This is a genomic window from Gottschalkia purinilytica, assembly GCF_001190785.1.
Classification (GTDB): Bacteria; Bacillota; Clostridia; order Tissierellales; family Gottschalkiaceae; genus Gottschalkia_A; species Gottschalkia_A purinilytica.
In genome coordinates this window covers 119,374-137,754 of the sequence record NZ_LGSS01000005.1, presented here as the reverse complement: position 1 = coordinate 137,754, position 18,381 = coordinate 119,374, and the positions used below count along the sequence as shown (strand labels likewise).

Annotated in this window: 20 protein-coding genes; all 20 read right to left on the bottom strand. The window is 30.3% G+C overall.

The window, feature by feature from the left end; genetic code table 11:
- Positions 1-11: 11 nt before the first annotated feature.
- Complete coding sequence (locus CLPU_RS06860; protein WP_050354919.1) at positions 12-755, bottom strand: flagellar motor protein MotB; 744 nt, start codon at positions 753-755, stop codon at positions 12-14.
- On the bottom strand, positions 755-1,540 hold the full coding sequence (locus tag CLPU_RS06855) for a motility protein A (RefSeq protein WP_050354918.1): 786 nt from the start codon (positions 1,538-1,540) through the stop codon (positions 755-757). Before CLPU_RS06855 ends, CLPU_RS06860 begins: the two co-directional genes overlap by 1 nt.
- A gap of 3 nt (positions 1,541-1,543) precedes the next feature.
- On the bottom strand, positions 1,544-1,753 hold the full coding sequence (locus tag CLPU_RS06850; RefSeq protein WP_050354917.1) for a flagellar FlbD family protein: 210 nt from the start codon (positions 1,751-1,753) through the stop codon (positions 1,544-1,546).
- A gap of 64 nt (positions 1,754-1,817) precedes the next feature.
- Positions 1,818-3,089 (bottom strand): flagellar hook protein FlgE, encoded by a 1,272-nt coding sequence (locus CLPU_RS06845; RefSeq protein ID WP_050354916.1) that lies wholly within the window; start codon positions 3,087-3,089, stop codon positions 1,818-1,820.
- An 83-nt stretch (positions 3,090-3,172) separates the two neighbouring features.
- Positions 3,173-3,565 carry a TIGR02530 family flagellar biosynthesis protein gene (locus CLPU_RS06840; RefSeq protein WP_050354915.1) on the bottom strand — a complete coding sequence of 131 codons (393 nt, stop codon included), beginning with the start codon at positions 3,563-3,565 and terminating at the stop codon, positions 3,173-3,175.
- Between the two features lie 5 nt (positions 3,566-3,570).
- Positions 3,571-3,990: a flagellar hook capping FlgD N-terminal domain-containing protein gene (locus CLPU_RS16625; RefSeq protein ID WP_082154118.1), complete on the bottom strand. Its 420-nt coding sequence runs from the start codon at positions 3,988-3,990 to the stop codon at positions 3,571-3,573.
- An 11-nt stretch (positions 3,991-4,001) separates the two neighbouring features.
- On the bottom strand, positions 4,002-5,564 hold the full coding sequence (locus tag CLPU_RS06830; protein WP_050354914.1) for a flagellar hook-length control protein FliK: 1,563 nt from the start codon (positions 5,562-5,564) through the stop codon (positions 4,002-4,004).
- Positions 5,565-5,587: 23 nt separating this feature from the next.
- Complete coding sequence (locus CLPU_RS06825; protein ID WP_050354913.1) at positions 5,588-6,835, bottom strand: MotE family protein; 1,248 nt, start codon at positions 6,833-6,835, stop codon at positions 5,588-5,590.
- A gap of 1 nt (position 6,836) precedes the next feature.
- Positions 6,837-7,289 carry a flagellar export protein FliJ gene (gene fliJ / locus CLPU_RS06820; RefSeq protein WP_050354912.1) on the bottom strand — a complete coding sequence of 151 codons (453 nt, stop codon included), beginning with the start codon at positions 7,287-7,289 and terminating at the stop codon, positions 6,837-6,839.
- A gap of 20 nt (positions 7,290-7,309) precedes the next feature.
- Positions 7,310-8,629 (bottom strand): flagellar protein export ATPase FliI, encoded by a 1,320-nt coding sequence (gene fliI, locus CLPU_RS06815; protein WP_050354911.1) that lies wholly within the window; start codon positions 8,627-8,629, stop codon positions 7,310-7,312.
- Positions 8,630-8,633: 4 nt separating this feature from the next.
- Positions 8,634-9,413: a FliH/SctL family protein gene (locus tag CLPU_RS06810; protein WP_050354910.1), complete on the bottom strand. Its 780-nt coding sequence runs from the start codon at positions 9,411-9,413 to the stop codon at positions 8,634-8,636.
- Positions 9,406-10,413 (bottom strand): flagellar motor switch protein FliG, encoded by a 1,008-nt coding sequence (gene fliG, locus CLPU_RS06805; RefSeq protein ID WP_097677545.1) that lies wholly within the window; start codon positions 10,411-10,413, stop codon positions 9,406-9,408. Before fliG ends, CLPU_RS06810 begins: the two co-directional genes overlap by 8 nt.
- Positions 10,414-10,423: 10 nt before the next feature.
- A complete protein-coding gene (fliF, locus tag CLPU_RS06800) occupies positions 10,424-11,980 on the bottom strand; it encodes a flagellar basal-body MS-ring/collar protein FliF (protein ID WP_050354908.1) in 1,557 nt (518 codons plus the stop codon).
- A 31-nt stretch (positions 11,981-12,011) separates the two neighbouring features.
- Entirely contained in the window at positions 12,012-12,305 is a 294-nt protein-coding gene (gene fliE / locus CLPU_RS06795; RefSeq protein WP_050354907.1) for a flagellar hook-basal body complex protein FliE, read from the bottom strand.
- Positions 12,306-12,316: 11 nt separating this feature from the next.
- Complete coding sequence (flgC, locus tag CLPU_RS06790; RefSeq protein ID WP_235436135.1) at positions 12,317-12,751, bottom strand: flagellar basal body rod protein FlgC; 435 nt, start codon at positions 12,749-12,751, stop codon at positions 12,317-12,319.
- A gap of 7 nt (positions 12,752-12,758) precedes the next feature.
- On the bottom strand, positions 12,759-13,169 hold the full coding sequence (gene flgB / locus CLPU_RS06785; protein WP_050354905.1) for a flagellar basal body rod protein FlgB: 411 nt from the start codon (positions 13,167-13,169) through the stop codon (positions 12,759-12,761).
- Between the two features lie 277 nt (positions 13,170-13,446).
- The gene (gene codY, locus CLPU_RS06780; RefSeq protein WP_050354904.1) at positions 13,447-14,226 is read right to left on the bottom strand and encodes a GTP-sensing pleiotropic transcriptional regulator CodY; all 780 of its coding nucleotides are present in this window, start codon (positions 14,224-14,226) and stop codon (positions 13,447-13,449) included.
- 12 nt (positions 14,227-14,238) lie between these two features.
- Positions 14,239-15,633, bottom strand: coding sequence for an ATP-dependent protease ATPase subunit HslU (hslU, locus tag CLPU_RS06775; RefSeq protein WP_050354903.1), 1,395 nt, complete (start codon positions 15,631-15,633; stop codon positions 14,239-14,241).
- 17 nt (positions 15,634-15,650) lie between these two features.
- The gene (hslV, locus tag CLPU_RS06770; protein WP_050354902.1) at positions 15,651-16,181 is read right to left on the bottom strand and encodes an ATP-dependent protease subunit HslV; all 531 of its coding nucleotides are present in this window, start codon (positions 16,179-16,181) and stop codon (positions 15,651-15,653) included.
- 98 nt (positions 16,182-16,279) lie between these two features.
- Positions 16,280-18,352 (bottom strand): type I DNA topoisomerase, encoded by a 2,073-nt coding sequence (gene topA, locus CLPU_RS06765; RefSeq protein WP_050354901.1) that lies wholly within the window; start codon positions 18,350-18,352, stop codon positions 16,280-16,282.
- Between the last annotated feature and the right edge of the window lie 29 nt (positions 18,353-18,381).

Genomic DNA, 18,381 nt, shown 5'->3' with positions numbered 1-18,381 from the left:
CATGCTCCTTTTTAATTAGCTTTTGGTTCAGTTTCACTATACATTGATTTTAAAATAACTAAATCTACCCTTCTATTTTTTGCCTTGTTTTCTGGACTATCATTTGTAGTTACTGGTCTATAATAACTATATCCAGCAGATGAAATTCTGTTGCCATCTATTTGTTCATTTTCAACTAAATATCTTAGTACATTCGTTGCCCTAGTAGCTGACAACTCCCAGTTAGTAGGATAATTTTTATTCTTTACGATAGCATCTGAGTCTGTATGTCCTTCTATTTTTATATGATTTTCTTTGAATTCCTCCTTCCTTAATATCTCTCCAACAAAATTTAACACTTCTATTGTTTCTGGCTTTATTTCTGCTTTACCAGAGTCAAAAAACATGTTATCTAACATCCTAATAACTAGACCTCTTTCATCAATTTTTGCAGTTAACTTATTATCAAATCCTTTCTCCTCACTGTAGTCTTTTACTATTCCTTCTAGTTTAGCTAAATTCTCCATTTCTTTAACTTCCTCATCTGTCATACCTCCTTTATTTATAAAAGAAGTATCTTCCATTGACTTGCCACCAGGCATAACACCAGTAGATCCTTGAAATGAATTCATAATGGCTTTAAACTTCTGAGCATCTATACTAGAAAATGAGAACAACAAAACGAAGAAGCAAAGAAGAAGTGTAACCAAATCACTATATGTAACAATCCATTCACTAGTATTCTTTTTTTCTTCTTGATTCCTTTTTCTTCTCATTATGCTTCCTCTCCTCCAGCTACATTTTTAAATCCAGTCCTTAATTCAGGAGATAGGAATGTTTTAAGTTTTTCTTCTATTATTCTAGGGTTTTCACCTGCTTGAATAGAAAGTAACCCTTCTACTACAATTTCCTTTAAAAGTATCTCTTCTTTACTCCTTACTTTTAGCTTATTAGCTATAGGTAAGAAGAACAAGTTAGCTAAAACAGATCCATAGAAAGTAGTTACTAAAGCTACTGACATCTGTGGTCCAACAGTACTAGGATCCTCTAAAGTTTTTAGCATGTTTATAAGTCCTATAAGTGTACCTACCATCCCGTATGCTGGAGCAAATGTTCCTAACAGTTCAAATAGTCCTTGTCCCTCAGAATGTCTTTCTTCTAAGAAAGTCAACTCTGTTTCTAAGATATTTCTTACTAATTCTGGATCTGTACCATCTACTATAAGCATTATTCCTTTTTTAAGAAATTCATCATCTATTTTTTGAGAAGCTTCCTCTAATGCAAGTAGTCCTTCTCTTCTAGCAATATTAGATAGATTAATAAGGTCATCTATAGTTTTTGTTGGTAACTCTTTTCTAGTTGTAAAAGCTATTTTAGTTATTTGTAATGCCTTTTTAAGCTTCTTACCATGATAACTTATAAGAGTAGACCCTATTGTTCCACCAAGTACTATTAAAATAGATGCAAAATCATAAAAGTTCATAATTGAACCTGATGATAAAATTCCAAATAGAACAAATCCTGTTCCTGCTACAAGTCCAATTAGTGTTACTATGTCCATTAGCTACACCTCTTTTCCTAAAATCTCACTATGTATAAATATTTGGTTTTTGTATTCAATGACTTTCTCAATAACCTCCTCTATTGTATCTTTTACTACTATTTTTTTACCTGTAGTAAGAGTTATAACTACATCTGGTGTTTCCTCTATAAATTCTATTAAATCGCAGTTAACAACAAACTCTTTATCATTTAACCTTTTTACTCTTATCATAAATAATCACCCTTTTTTAACAGTTCCGGATAGTACATACTATCCAGAACTATTAGTTTATGTGCTATCTTTTAAGATTTACTAACTCTTGTAACATCTCATCACTAGTTGTTATTATTCTAGAGTTTGCTTGGAAACCTCTTTGTGTAGTTATCATTTCAGTAAATTCTTGTGATAAGTCTACATTTGACATCTCTAGTCTTCCAGCATCTGTACTACCAGTTCCTCCGCTACCTGCACCTACTATGTTTGGTTCTCCAGAGTTTCTAGTATCTCTGAATAAATTTCCACCAATTTTTTCAAGACCTGGATTATTATCAAACTTTGCGAGAACAATTTGTCCAATTGCCTTTCTTTCACCATTTGTATAAACTACTTCTACAACTCCTTTTGGATCTATAGCTACTCCATCAACTTTTCCTGATCCATAACCATCTCCCCTATATGGCTTAGCATCCATTTCTGCCCCATACTGAGTAAGTCCACTAAAATCTATTTTTATTTCTCCATTGTCACCAATGTTTGCTCCCTTAATAATGTCTCCTATGTTAAAACTTGCATCTGTAGTTCCTGTTATTTTACCATCTTTATCAAAAGAAATTTCTTGGTCAAAATTTATTCCATCTGATCCTTCTACAATATTGCCATTGCTATCTTTTATACCTGAAATGGATACATTCCATGTGTTACCGTCATCTTCAGCTACTTTTTTAGTAACGTTAAACTCCACAGTATATTTGTTACCTAAGCTATCAAATATATCTGTGTCCATTTTGAAAGGCTTATCTATTTCAGTACTAGCTTTTAAGTTTCCTCCAAAATTTATTTTTGTACTAGCTTGTGGTGGTACAGTATCTGTCTTATCTATTCTTATGTCTCCTATTTGACTAGAAATATTCCCATTATCATCAGCTGTATATCCTAATACCTTTAATCCCTCAGCAGTTGTTAAATATCCATCACCATCAAATTGGAAGTTTCCTGCTCTTGTAAAGTATCTATTTAAAAAATTAGGATCATCTGATACTACAAAGAATCCATCTCCATTTATCATTATATCTAGTCCATCATCTGTCCTTTGAGCTGGTCCTTGTGTATGAACAGTACTTATTGCTCCAACATCAACCCCTAATCCTACTTGTTGAGGATTAGTACCTCCTTTTCCACCTTGACCTCCTGATGCGCCTTTTAAAGTTTGATAAAATACTTCTTGGAAAGTAACTTTTCCTTTTTTAAATCCAACTGTATTAACATTTGCTATATTGTTTCCTATAACATCCATCTTAAGTTGGTGAGTTCTTAATCCTGATACTCCAGTATACATTGATCTTAACATTTGTTGACCTCCTATCTTTTTTTAAGAGCTTTAGTATGTTATCCATCATTCAAACATACATAGCCTCCTTGTTAAAGGTCCAGCTATATAATTACAGCTCCATCTATATTGGTAAATAAATTTTCTTTTAAATTTTCCGAAGTAATAGTAGTTATTATAGTTTTATTTTTAGTACTTGCTATAAGAGCTATATCTTTTTTTATTATAAGAACCTCTTTTACACCTTTTTTTTCTGCTTTATTAATAGCATCTTCTATTTTATTCATGTCTTCATTATTAAAAGATATATTTCTGCTATCTATTCTTTCCTTAGCATGTTTTGAAAACTTTACACTATTACTTCTTTGAGCATCATTTAGAAAACTTTCAAAATCATTTGATAAATTATTAGTTAAAGTATTATTAATTTTATTTTTGTGTACATTGTTTTTTATTAAGCTATTAATACTTACTTGATGCAAGTTTATCTTATTCACTTTTATCACTCCGTAGTATTTTCAGGTTTATCTGGTGTTTCTGGCTTTGTTTCCTCAGGCTTTTCTCCTTTGCCATATGCATCCAAAGCTTTCTGTATAGAATTTAATGAATCTACTATTTTTGATTGATTTTCTGCAAGCTTTTTGATGGCATCATCTATTGTTAATTTTATTCCTAATTGCGATAATTGAAGATGCGAGTCCAAGTTTTGTATTTGTTCTAATGTACTAAATTGAGCCATTTGAGCTATAAAATCCTTATCTTCCATAGGACTTAGTGGATCTTGATTTCTAAGTTGTGTAACTAATATCTGAAGGAAAGCATCCTTCCCAAGTCCATTATCTTTCCCAGTTTTCTCATTATTTTTTTCATTTTCAAATTTATAAACTGGTTGATTATTATTAATACCATTTAATGATGACATATTATTCCCTCCTATACGGTAACGTCTAAGCTTGATTCTGAAGATATTAGTGGACTTAATATTTCCTCAGAATTTTCATATAGTTCATTCGCTTCTAGTGATTCTACTTTATTTTTTTTCACTTTTACTTTCTTATTCTGATTCCAATTATTAGAGCTTTGTTTTTCAAATGCTGAGTCTTGTCCTACATACACATCTAACGTATCAAAATTGATCCCTTGACCCTTTAAACTATCTTTAAGTTGATCTAAGTTTGATTCCATAATTTGCTTTACATTATAGTTCTCAACTATTGCTCTAGCATTAACTATTCCTCTTTCAAGAGATATTTTTATAGTTAAAGCGCCTAGGTTTTCTGGTTTTAGGTTAATTTTTATTTCTCTTAATTTGTCATTATAAGTTGCTTTCATCTTGTCAGTAATCTGGTTTATGATGTCATTTTGATTTATTTCAATATTATCATCTCTTAACAAGGTAGCTTTACTTATAATTTGTTTAAAATTCTGTATTCCTTCTCCTTCTTTTACAACTTCTCCAATTATAACTTGATTGTTAGAATTGTTTTTTTCAACAGTAACTTTTACTGTCTCCCCTTCATCTGATGATACAACTTTTGTTATAGTATCTTTTACTATGTCCTTAACATTTAGATTATCAGTATCTTCTGAATCAGTATTTTTAAAAATATTAGTTGTTTTTTTATTTGTATCTTCAAGTTCTTCAGCTATTTGTGTTACATTAGCTTCTTTATTTTTGACACTGATATTTCTACCATCATTTTCTGTTTTTTCATTTGACTCAGTATTTTTAGCTTCTTTTCCTAATGCTTCTTCTAAAGCTGATTTAAACTCCTTCAAGACTTCTTCTTGTTCTATATTTAGTCCATCTTTTTCTGATAGTACATCTTGTAACTTCAATTCCAACTTTTCTAAAATCTTTATACCATCTTCAAGAGACTTTATTTCTGTACTATCACTAAGATTTTTAAATTCATTTAATAGCTTTTTAAAACTCTCATTGAACAATTTACTTAATTCATTAACTTGTTCTTGTGTAATATTTAAAGCAGATATATTGATTTTTTCAAAGTCAATGTCTTTTAATAAATCAATATTTAGCTGGCTATCATCAGATTGTTCTTTATCTACTTCTAAATTTGTTTGGTTTCTAATAAAGTCTATAAGAATTTGAGCAAAATATTTTAAATTTTCAATACTTTTAATTATTTCTTCAACTTCTGAATCTTCTAATATTTCATTGTTTGATGAATCTACTTTATTTATGTTTTGCGTGATTGTCTTGTTAGTTGTTTCAGTAGTAGCTGATATGTTGTTGTTATTATTCGACTCCTGTCTCACGTCATTTATTTTAGATTCATCTTTTATAATTGGTCTACTTATTTGAGCTACTGATCCTGCATTACTCTTATTTTTATTGTTTCCCAATTCATTGTTTCTTTTTTGCTCTAATATTTTGTTAAATCCATCTTTAAAGTCTCTTGTACTTTGCTTTGAGTTAGAATTTACTGTAGTCCCTGAATCTTTAAAAAACATATTTACACCTTGACTTATCATCTTATTTCACCTCCTTTCAAATGCTATTCTATAGCTAACACTCTAGTTATCTGCGCTACTTTTGCAGGTTCTAAATTTCCTAATATCTTTGATACTTTTGGTTTTTTCATTTTCTTAAGAATTTCCATTGCTATTTTATGGTCAGAAAGTTTATAACCGCTTTCTTCTTTAATACTAAACACAGTCACCTCTTGTTTATTTTCTAATAACTTTTCTATAGCTTTAGCTGCATTATCTGGAGTCATTTTTTCATATAGAACTACTAAATCATCTATTTTTTTATTGTAATCTTGTAAAAAATTCATCACATTTGTTATATCTACGGTAACAGACTGATCTACTCCCCTTAATTCTTCTAAGCTTATAATTGACTCAAATAATTCATTATTAAATTTTTCATCTTTAGAATGAACTAGTATCTCAGCTGACTTTTTAGGGTCTAAGTTCATATATAATCTTGTAAGTACATCCATAGATAACTTTTCAGTATTTGCTATTTCTTCTGAAGCTTTTATAGGATCCTTTACGCCATAAACTTTAGCTAAATTTTGAGCTGATATTTCTAATTCTTCTTCTTTTCTTCTCTTTTCATTTAATAGACCTTGTAACTCATTTTTTCTTTTCATATCTATATTGGATAATTTATACATTATTTCGCTTCTTGTACCACCATCTATATAATGTAATATTTCAACAGCTGCATTGTTACTTAAATATGTAAATATCTTTTCAAGCTCACCTTCTTCTATGCTTGTCCGATCCATTATTTCATGGATAGCAGCTCTAGTTCCCATACTTTCTAAATTAGAAGCTTTTGCCTTTACCTTTTTATCTTTTTCTGTTTGAATTTCTTCATATAAAGTTGATACTAAATCTTTTCTTAATTCAAGATTTCTAATTTCTTTAACTATATCTTGTGTCTTTTTAGAAGATACTGTATTCATTTTTTTTATTATAGTGTCATATACTTTTGCGTCATCTTTCTTTATTATGTATAATTTGTCTGCTGCACTTTCTTTATCAAGTTCTTCTATATAATATCTAGCTATAGATAGTTCTTTATCATTTACTTCTGTCTTAGTAGGATATTTACTTATTATCCCCCCTATAATAGGTGCATTTTTTAATACACCATTAGCCTTATCTCTAAATGTATCACTAGCAAAATATAATAAAGTCATAATAGCTAGAGGTATTAAAATGAATACCGTTAATAATATAGATTTAATTTTAAAAGGTCTTTTAGTAATTCTTTCATTTTCACTTGGCATATTATTCCCCCACTATATTAGTAGAACTACTATAACTTACAAATTGATCATTAAGTTTGTCTTCTTCTCTTTTTAAGTCGTATTGATATATGTCAAAATCTCTTGATTTTAAGTTCTGTAATATTTTCTTTTCCTTAGTTGACTCTACTAATTTATCTCTAGCAATATTTACGTTCTCTTCAGTTCTCTCTACTACATCACTTTGAGCTATTATTTTTGTTGTTATATCATTTAAAAAAGAATTATATATTTTTAGCTCATTAACAGTAGTTTTTCTTTGAACCAATTCATCTCTCTTTCTCTTCATAGTTTCTTTATACGATACTATTTTTTCTAATTTATCTTTTTCAGTTTCTAACTGTTGTTTTACTTTTCCATATTCTGATTTCTTTATGTCTTCAACAGTTTGTTTATATTCTAGTACCTTTTCTAATCTAAAGTTAAACTTTACCAAATAACCAGCCTCCTAATAGATTAGTTGTTATTCATCAAACTTCCTAAGATATTACAAGTTTCCTCAAAGTTATACTTATCAAGTATCCCCTGTTTTAAAAAGTTTTGTACTTCATCTATAACTTCAATTGCATTGTCTATTTTTTTATTTGAACCTTTCTTATATGCTCCTATATTTATTAAATCTTCTGATTCTCTATAGGTTGCTAGTATATCTTTAATTTGGTTTGACAATATCACATGTTCTTTAGTACATATATTTGACATTACCCTACTTACACTTTGCAGTACATCTATTGCTGGATAATGATTTTGACTTGCAAGTTTTCTAGATAACACTATATGTCCATCTAATATACCCCTTACCGTATCTGTAATTGGCTCATTCATATCATCACCATCTACTAATACTGTATATAATCCTGTTATAGTTCCTTTGTCAGAAGCTCCTGCTCTTTCTAGTAACTTAGGAAATATAGAGAACACTGAAGGTGTATATCCCCTTGTTACAGGAGGTTCACCTATTGCTAGTCCAATCTCTCTTTGTGCCATTGCAAATCTCGTCAAAGAATCCATTAACATCATTACATTATTACCTCTATCTCTAAAGTATTCAGCAATAGCAGTTGTAAGTAGTGCTCCTTTCATTCTGACCAAAGCAGGCTGATCTGAGGTTGCTACTACTACTATTGATTTTTTTAGTCCTTCTTCTCTTAAGTCATTTTCTATGAATTCTCTAACTTCTCTTCCCCTTTCTCCTATCAGACCTATAACATTTATATCTGCCTCTGCATTTCTAGCTATCATACCCATAAGAGTACTTTTTCCAACACCACTTCCTGCAAAGATTCCTACCCTTTGTCCTTTTCCGCACGTTAGTAATCCATCTATAGCTTTAACTCCAAGAGGCAATACTTCTGAAATCTTTTTTCTATTAAGTGGATTAGGAGGAGAGTTAGATACTGAGTAATATTTATCAGTTTTTATTGGACCTTTCCCATCTATTGGGTTTCCGAGTCCATCTAATATTCTCCCAACTAATTCTTCACCAACATTTACCCTTAGTGAGTGTCCACTAGCAACTACAGTACTACCTGGCCCCATTCCCTCCATTTCTCCAAATGGCATCAGTAGTATTTTTCCATCTTTAAATCCTACAACTTCTGCTGAAACTGGTTCACATTTATTAAACGGATATATGTAGCATAGTTCTCCTATGCTAGCAAACGGGCCTTGAGACTCTATAGTTAATCCAGTAACTTTAGTAATATTTCCACTATATCTTATAAAGTCATTATTGCTAACAGCATTTATGTATTTTTTTATATTTATTTTATCCATAACATCACTCACCATTTAGTAAGCCTTTTATCATTTTTTTCATCTCTTCTACTTGTAACCCAACACTTACATCTGCATTTCCTTGAGAAGACTCTATTATACAGTCTCCCTTTATTAAGTTAGCGTCTAACTTAATATCTACATCTTCGATCAAGCTTGCTTTTGCAAGTATTTGTTGCCTTGATTCAAAAGCTGTATTGAAATCTTCCTTTGATACTCTAATTACTAAACTATCTTTACTATTTAAACTGTTTATTCCTTTAATAATTACATCTATTATAGTCTCTTTTTCATCTAATTCTTTATTTATTATTTTTTCACAAGTCTGAATTACTAAATCTATTACATCTGGCTCTATACTTTTTAATATATGATCTCTTTCTTGAAGATAGTTCTTTTTTATTTCATTTGCTTCTTCTATTAATTTATCTGTTATTTCTTTTCCTTCACCATATCCAATTTCATAGCCTTCTTTTTTACCATCATCATGTCCTTTATTATAGCCTTTATCATAGCCTTCCTGGTGCCCTTCTTCGTATCCTGTTTCTTTAGCCTTCTTTTTAATTTTCTCTGCTTCTTCATTTGCATTATGTAGTATCTTTTCTGACTCGTTATTTGCTTTTTCTATTGTCTGTTCTATGATTCGTTTAGCTTCCTCTTTAGCCTTGTTTAATATATCATCTTGTTGTTTTCTTGTATCGTCTATGATATTTCGTGCTTCTTTATACACATTAGTTCTATCTTTAATTTCTACTATTTGAGAAGATTTTATTATACTAGACAACTACTTCATCTCCTCCTCTAGGAGTTACAATTTCGCCCTCTTCTTCAAGTTTTCTTATTATATTAACAATATTTTGTTGAGCTTCTTCTATATCTTTTAATCTTACAGGGCCCATGAACTCCATGTCTTCTTTAATCATTTCAACTAAACGTTTAGACATATTTCCAAATATAGACTCTTTAACTTCATCACTTGCACCTTTAAGAGCAATAGCCCATTGATTATTATCAATTTCTCTAATGAATCTTTGTATAGATCTATTATCAAGAGTAATAATGTCTTCAAATACAAACATTCTCTTTCTAATTTCTTCACTTAGTTCTATATCTTGTAACTCTAGCTCTTCCATGATATATTTTTCAGTTCCTCTATCCACTGCATTTAAGATAGCAACTATAGAATCTATACCTCCAGCTGTAGTATAGTCTTGTGATACCATTGACGAGAATTTTGCTTCTATTACTCTCTCTACTTCTTTTATAACTTCTGGAGATGTTCTATCCATAGTAGCTATTCTCTTTGCTACTTCGGCTTGTTTATCTGTAGGTAATTTTGCAAGTACCTGAGCCGATTGACTTGAACCTAAGTAAGCTAAAACAAGAGCTATTGTTTGTGGATGCTCATTTTGCATATAATTTAATAGCTGATTAGGATCTACTTTCCTAGCAAATTCAAATGGCCTTACTTGTAATGATGCTGTTAGTCTGCTTATTATATCAACTGCTTTATCTGAACCTAATGCTTTTTCAAGAATATCTTTTGCGTATCCAACTCCACCTTCTGAGATATATTCTTGAGCTAAGCATAATTCATAAAAGTTCTCTAACACCATTTGTTTTTCTTCAGGAGAAACCATTCTCATATTTGCTATTTCTAACGTTAGTTCTTCTATTTCTTCTTCGTTAAGATGTTTAAATATTTCAGCAGATTTTTGAGATCCTAGAGTGATTAATAATACTGCTGCTTTTTCTTTTCCACTTAATTTTTGTTTTCCAGACATGGTTTCACCTCTATTCTTCATTTAGCCAAGTTCTTAATAATTGAGCTACCATTTCAGGCTTTTTATCTATAAACTTAGAAATTTGTTCTTTCATTTGTGATTTCTCTGAACCAAAATCTATTTCTTCCATTTCTGGTATTTCAGAAATTGTATCTTCCATTATGTTCTCTAATTCTTCTTGTTCTAATTCTTCTGCTTCTTGTAGTTTCTTTCTTCTATAAATTACTGCTCCTGATACTCCTGCTAGAGCTAATGCTCCTACTAACATCCATGCCCACAAAGGTAATCCCCCATCACTTTCAGTAGATTCTTCTGATTTCGCCTGTCCATTATTAAAGCTTATAGCACTTACTTCAACCTGCTCAGTTCTAGCACCAGCTGTAGCATTAGAAACTAAATTAGTTATTTCTTTTTTCTTCTCATCTGTTAATCCTTCCCCTATTACATCCTCATTTATAAGAACTGCTACACTTACAGATTCTATTTCTCCAGGTCCTCTTTTAACTTGTTTGTTAGTTTCATTTATTTCATAGTTAATTGTTGAGTTATTTTTATTATATTTATTACTTCCTGTTTCAGTTTGAACATATTCTGGTGCCTGATCTTGTGCATTTGTTTCTGTTCCTGGAACTTGTCCACCTGAGACATTATCCATGCTTTCTTCTGATTCCTCTTTACTTCTAGGTATTCCTTCTTCAGAACCCTCTATAGGTGGTTTAAATTCTTTTACATTTGTAACTTCTGTATCAAAATTCATTTTTATACTAGTTCTTATATCAACATTTCCAGGACCAAATGCTTTTTCCAAAAACTCTTTTATACTTGTATTAAGTTTTTCTTGCATAGCTTGTTGAATAGCTAGTTGATTATTCAAATCATCTATCTCATCGTTCCCTTTGTTATCACTTAATAACTTTCCTTTGTTATCAATTATAGAAACATCTTGTGCTTCCATTCCACCTACTGCATTAGCTACTAAGTGCTGAATCCCTTTTATTTTGCTAACCTTTATAGGTGTATTCTTATCTAGTGTTAGATATACAGATGCTGTAGGCTTATCTGTTTCTTTTATTACATATCCACTATCTTCTGGAACTTTCATATGTACTTCAGCACTTTCTATACCATCCATACTTGATATATCTTTTGCTAATGAGTTTTCCAATGCATATTTCATTTTTTGCTTCTTATCAAATTCAGTAGTAGTCCAGTCTATATCGCTAAAAGCATTGTCAAAACTATATCTTTCTTTTGGAAGTCCTTCCACAGCTAAATCCATTTTAGCCTTGTCCCTCATTTCAGTAGGAACTAGTAGGGTATTTCCTTTATTTTCCTGTTTCCATGTTATACCTTGTTCATCTAGCTTTTTAGTTATTTCTCCAGCTTCTTTTGGTGTTAAGTTATCATATAAAACTTCATATTTAGTTCTAGTAGTAAAATATATGATTCCTGTTATACCTACTATTAATAATAAGCTAGCTACTCCTAGTTTAATTTTCTTGCTTTTATCAAGCCCTTGCCAAAATTCATTTAGCTGGTTTCTGATTCGTTCAAATGTCTCCCCCACTCAATCACCTCACCTCTACTGCATTTAACTGTTAGATTTGCATTCTCATTATTTCTCTATAAGCATCTACAACTTTATTTCTTACAGCCATAGTCAAATCCAATGCTATTTTAGCTTTTTCTGATGCTATAGTTACATCATGTATGTTTTCAACTTGACCTGTAGCTAAAAGTAGGTTCTGATTATCTGCTTCTAATTGTAAATCATTTACTTTATCTAAAGCTTGTTTTAGATAATCGCTAAAATTAATATCTGTATTGCCTTGTGTTACATTAGACTTAGAATTTATGTTTCCAAAATCATTAATTATATTATTTACTTTCATTATTTTCCTCCTTATCTACCTATTTCTAAAGCTTTCATTGCCATAGATTTTGCTGAATTTATTGCTGTCATATTAGCTTCATATGCTCTAGTAGCTGTTATCATATCTACCATTTCAGTAACTATATCTACATTTGGCATTTCAACATATCCATTTTGATCTGCGTCTGGATGTCCTGGATCATATACCTTTTTAAATGGAGTTTTATCTTCAATTATTCCAGATACTTTTACTCCGTTTTTGTTAAATAATTTATCAGATTCTTTTGATAAATATGATGAAAAAGATTCTCCTTCTCTTTCTTTAAATAAAGGCATTTGTCTTCTATATGGCTTTCCACTACTTGTCCTAGTTGTGTTAGCATTTGCTATATTTTTAGATATTACATCCATTCTTGTTCTTTCTGCAGTTAGCCCAGAAGCACTTATGTTAATTGAACTAAACATTCCCACACTACTTTCCTCCCTCACTTATAACTGTTTTTATTGAATTAAACTTTCTCGATATCTGTGTAATTAGAGCATTATACATTATTGTGTTTTTTGCCATTTCAGCCATTTCTACATCCATGTTTACTCCATTTTTATCTCTTTTAACAGATATATTTTTATATTGTTGAGTATTAGGATTAAAATTTTCTATACTATTATTATCTCCTATGTGACCTTGATGAGTTTTCTGTAGTTGTAATTTTCCTTCTGTAGTTAGTATTTTTTTTAACTGTCCTTCAAAATCTACATCTAACCGTTTATATCCTGGTGTATTTACATTAGACATATTGTTTGCTATTGCTTTATCTTTTGCTGACGAACCATCTAGTGCTGCTTTTAAAATATTTGTCTGACCATAGATTTTACTTAGCACTTTATCACCTCCATAAATAAATATTAATTGTCACTTATCATATGGTATATATACCATAAGTAATTTACTGATAAGAAAAATTTTAAATTATATGTATTGCTTTTCATGTTTTGTTATAATTTTCTTTAAAGCTTTATTTTCTACGTTTCCTGTCAGAATCCTCTATATTTTTTTCTTTTTACCACATTTAGTACATGAGTCCTAACAAAAACTGAGCTTTTTTACATAGAAAAACGACAAAACATAAAATGTTTTGTCGTTTTTCTATATACTTTCTTTAATTTAAATTTTTTAATTCATCTAATAGCCTATTATTTAATACTTTTATATGTGTCCCTTTCATTCCTAACGATCTTGACTCTATAAGTCCTGCACTTTCAAACTTTCTTAATGCATTTACTATAACCGATCTTGTTATACCCACTCTATCTGCAATTTTACTAGCTACTAATAATCCTTCATTTCCATCTAATTCTTTAAATATATGTTCTACGGCTTCTAGTTCTGAATATGATAGTGTTCCTATTGCCATTTGAATAACAGCTTTTTTTCTAGCTTCTTCTTCTATGGCTTCATTCTTAGCTCTTAGTATTTCCATGCCTACGACTGTAGCACTATATTCAGCTAAGACCAGATCATCTTCTGTGAATTCTCTTCCAAATCTGGCTAATACTAAAGTTCCTAGTCTAGTTCCACCACTTCTTATAGGTATTACTGTAGCTATTTTATTTGGATATGGACATTGTGATATTTGATCAAATACACATTCAGAAATTTCTTGTATATTCTCACTAGTTTCTGAAACTTTTAACAACTCATCATGATACTCTTTAGGAAATCTTTTTTCTTTAACTATTTCGCTTTGAAGTATTCCACAATCAAATCCTTCATGTAATGCAAATCCTAAAACTTTTCCTTTTATATTTGATATATATACATTAGCCTCTAGTATTTCACTAAGAGTATTACTTAGTTCCTCAAAAGATACAGGTTCTGATCCTGAGTTTTGTAGAATTTTATTTAATCTTCTTGTTTTTTGGAGTAAGCTTTCTCCCATGTTTATCCTCCTCTATATGATGTATTTTGATACATCTTTCCCTTGTATATTCGGATTTAACTTTTGTCTTACGTAATTTTCATCTATAATTATATCTTTATTTTCAATATCTGGTGCTTCAAACGATATATCCTCTAATAATTGTTCTAATAAAGTATGAAGTCTTCTAGCACCTATATTCTCACTTTCTTGATTTAGTATGAATGCAATTTTGGCTATTTCATCTAATGAGTTATCACTAAATTTTATGTTTATACCTTCAGTTCGTAGTAATAATTCATACTGTTTTGTAAGAGCATTTTGAGGCTTAACTAATATCTCCTTAAAGTTCTCTTCTGTTAAGTTCTCAAGAACAACTCTTATTGGAAATCTACCTTGTATTTCTGGTATTAAATCAGTAGTTTTAGCAACATGAAATGCACCTGCTGCAATAAATAATACATGATCTGTTCTAACAGGACCATATTTAGTCATAACAGTACATCCTTCTACTATAGGAAGAATATCTCTCTGTACTCCTTCTCTAGAAACATCTGGTCCTGAACTTGATCCTTTTACAGCAATTTTATCTATTTCATCTATGAATATAATACCATGTTCTTCTGCTCTTTTTATACCCAGTGTTGTTACATCATCCATATCAATTAACTTTTGAGCTTCTTGATCTGCTATTATTTTTCTTGCTTCTTTTATAGTTACCTTTCTCTTTTTAAGTTTAGTTGGTATTAATCCTCCAAATAAGTCATTAAAGTTTATATTTAATTCTTCTAGTCCTGCTCCACCTAACATATCCATAGCATTATTTCTATTTTCCTCAACTTCGATTTCTATTATTTGATTGTCTAATTCGTTATTTAGAAGTCTTTCCTTAAACTCTTTTCTTTGCTGTTGAATATTAAAATTATTAGTATCTTCTGTATTATCCTCAGAATTATTTAAACTACTACTAAAAAAAGCTTCTAGCGGATTATTGAAATTATTCTTTTTAGGAGAACTTGGAATCAAAATTTCAACTATTTTATCATCTGCTAATTTTCTAGCTTTATCATAAACTTCCTCTATTTTTTCTGTTTTGATCATTCTAATAGAAATTTCAACTAAATCTCTTATCATAGAATCAACATCTCTACCTACATATCCAACCTCAGTAAATTTTGTAGCTTCTATTTTTACAAATGGAGCTTTTACTAGTTTGGAGAGTCTTCTAGCTATTTCAGTTTTACCTACTCCGGTTGGTCCAACCATTAGTATATTTTTAGGTTTAACTTCTTCTTGAAATTCCTCATCTAAAAGACTTCTTCTATATCTATTTCTTAGTGCTATTGCAACTGATTTCTTAGCGTTTTTCTGACCTATTATATACTTATCTAACTCAGATACAATTTGTTTTGGTGTTAACTCTTTCATATTATTTTACACTCCTTTTACAACTCTTCAATGGAGATATTATTATTTGTATATACACATATAGAAGAAGCAATTAATAAAGCTTCTTTAGCTATATCACTTATATCCAAATCAGAGTACATTATAAGTGCTTTTCCAGCAGCTAAAGCATAGCTACCACCTGATCCTATAGCAACTACTCCGTCATCAGGCTCAATAACTTCTCCTGTTCCAGATATAACTAAAAGGTTTTCCTTATCTGATGCTATTAACATTGCTTCTAACTTCGCCATTACTTTATCTCTTCGCCATTCTCTAGCAAGTTCTACAGAAGCTCTTTTCAAGTTTCCACCATTTTGCTCTAGTTTTTCTTCTAGCATTTCTGCAAGAGTAAGAGCATCTGAAACAGATCCCGCAAATCCAATTACAACCTTATCATTATATATCTTTCTTACTTTTTTAGCTGAATGTTTCATAACCGTCTTATCTCCAAATGTAACTTGTCCATCACCGGCTATAGCAGTCCTTTCACCTTTTTTAACTGCAATAATAGTAGTTCCTTTCAACATCACATCCACTCTCCTAAAATAAATCTGTAGAAATCATAATGATTGTTTCTATACATTAATTATTACTATAATATACCCTCTAAATATGACTACTTATTTTAATCTGTTTGTTTTTTATAATCACATTCATTATTTATACACTTAATCGTCTTACCCTTTTTGGTGTTTTTCTCCATAAGCAAATTATTGCATTTAGGACATTTTTCATCTATAGGTTTATCCCAAGATACAAAATCACATTCAGGATAATTACTACATCCAAAAAACTTTCTTCCTTTTTTAGATCTTCTCTCTACTATTTTACCATCACATTTAGGACAATCTATTCCTAAGTCTTCTACAAATGGTTTTGCATTTTTACATTCTGGATATCCTGGACAAGCTAAAAATTTTCCGTACCTCCCTAGTTTCACCACCATATTTCTTCCGCATTTCTCACATAAGACATCTGTTTCTTCTTCTTTTATTTCTATTTTACTTATCTCATTTTCTGCAATTTCTAAATCTTTTTTAAAGTTATTGTAAAAACTTTCAATAACTTTTTTCCACTCTAGTTCACCTTCTTCTATTTTGTCTAGACTCTCTTCCATATCAGCAGTAAACTCTTCATTTATAATGTTTTTAAAATAATCTATTAATAAATCTGTTACCAAACTACCCAATTCAGTAGGAACAAAGCTCTTTTTTTCAAGTACTACATATCCCCTACTCAGTATAGTGCTTATAGTAGGAGCATATGTACTAGGTCTTCCTATTCCTAATTCTTCTAATGTCTTTACTAATGATGCCTCTGTATATCTCGGTGGCGGCTGTGTAAAATGTTGTTTTGGATCTAATTTTATTAATTTTGATTCTTCTCCAACCTTAAGATCTGGTAGAATAATATCTTTATCCTCATCAGTAATATTATAAACCTTTAAAAACCCTTCGAAAACTATTTTTGATCCACTGCATTTAAATATATAGTCACCTGCGCTAATTTTTATAGTTAAAGTTTCATATAATGCTGGACTCATTTGACTAGCTACAAATCTATCCCAAATAAGTTTATAAAGCTTATATTGATCTTTACTTAAAGATTCTTTTATGGATTCTGGTGTTCTAAACACAGATGTAGGTCTTATAGCCTCATGTGCATCTTGTATATCTTTTTTCTTTGATTTTCTTTTTTCTGTTGAAACATATTCTTTTCCATATTCATTATTTACAAATTCTTTTACATTCTTTATAGCTTCCTCTGATATTCTTGTTGAATCTGTTCTTATATATGATATAAGACCAATACTTCCTTCTCCTTTTACATCTATACCTTCATATAATTGTTGAGCTATTATCATAGTTTTTTTAGTAGAGAATCCTATTCTTTTATGAGCATCTTGTTGCAAACTACTCGTAGTATAAGGTAAATAAGGATTTCTTTTTCTCTTACCTTTCTTAACATCTTCTACTATAAACTTTTCCTTTGAAACTAAAGATATAATATCGTCTACTTGTTCTTTTGTACTAAGTTCAACTTTTTCTTCTTTGTTATTTGTTTTTTTACCATAAAAGGAAGCAACATATTTACTTTTACCCTTTGATAAAGTTGCATCTATAGTCCAGTATTCTTTTGGCTCAAACTGTTCTATCTCTTTTTCTCTATCACATACTAATTTAGTTGCTATAGATTGCACCCTACCTGCACTTAGTCCTTTTTTTACCTTTTTCCATAATAGAGGACTTATTTTATAACCAACTAATCTGTCTAATACTCTTCTAGCTTGTTGTGCATCAACTAAATCTTTATTTATCTTTCTAGGTTTCTTAATAGCATTTTGTATTGCATTTTTTGTTATTTCATTGAATTCTATCCTAACTTGCTCACTATCATCTATTTGCAATATATTAGCTAAATGCCAAGATATAGCTTCACCTTCTCTATCAGGGTCAGTTGCTAAGAATACTTTATCTACCTTCTTTGCTTCACTTTTGAGTTCTTTTATTACAGGACCTTTCCCTCTGATAGTAATATATTCTGGCTCAAAATATTCATCTATATTAATACCTAATTTACTTTTAGGTAAATCTCTTACATGTCCTACAGACGCCTTTACTTTATAATTTCTTCCTAAAAACTTTGATATCGTCTTTGCTTTTGCCGGTGACTCGACTATAACTAAAGATTTTGCCATATAATTCACCTCCGAATCATAATGTTTGT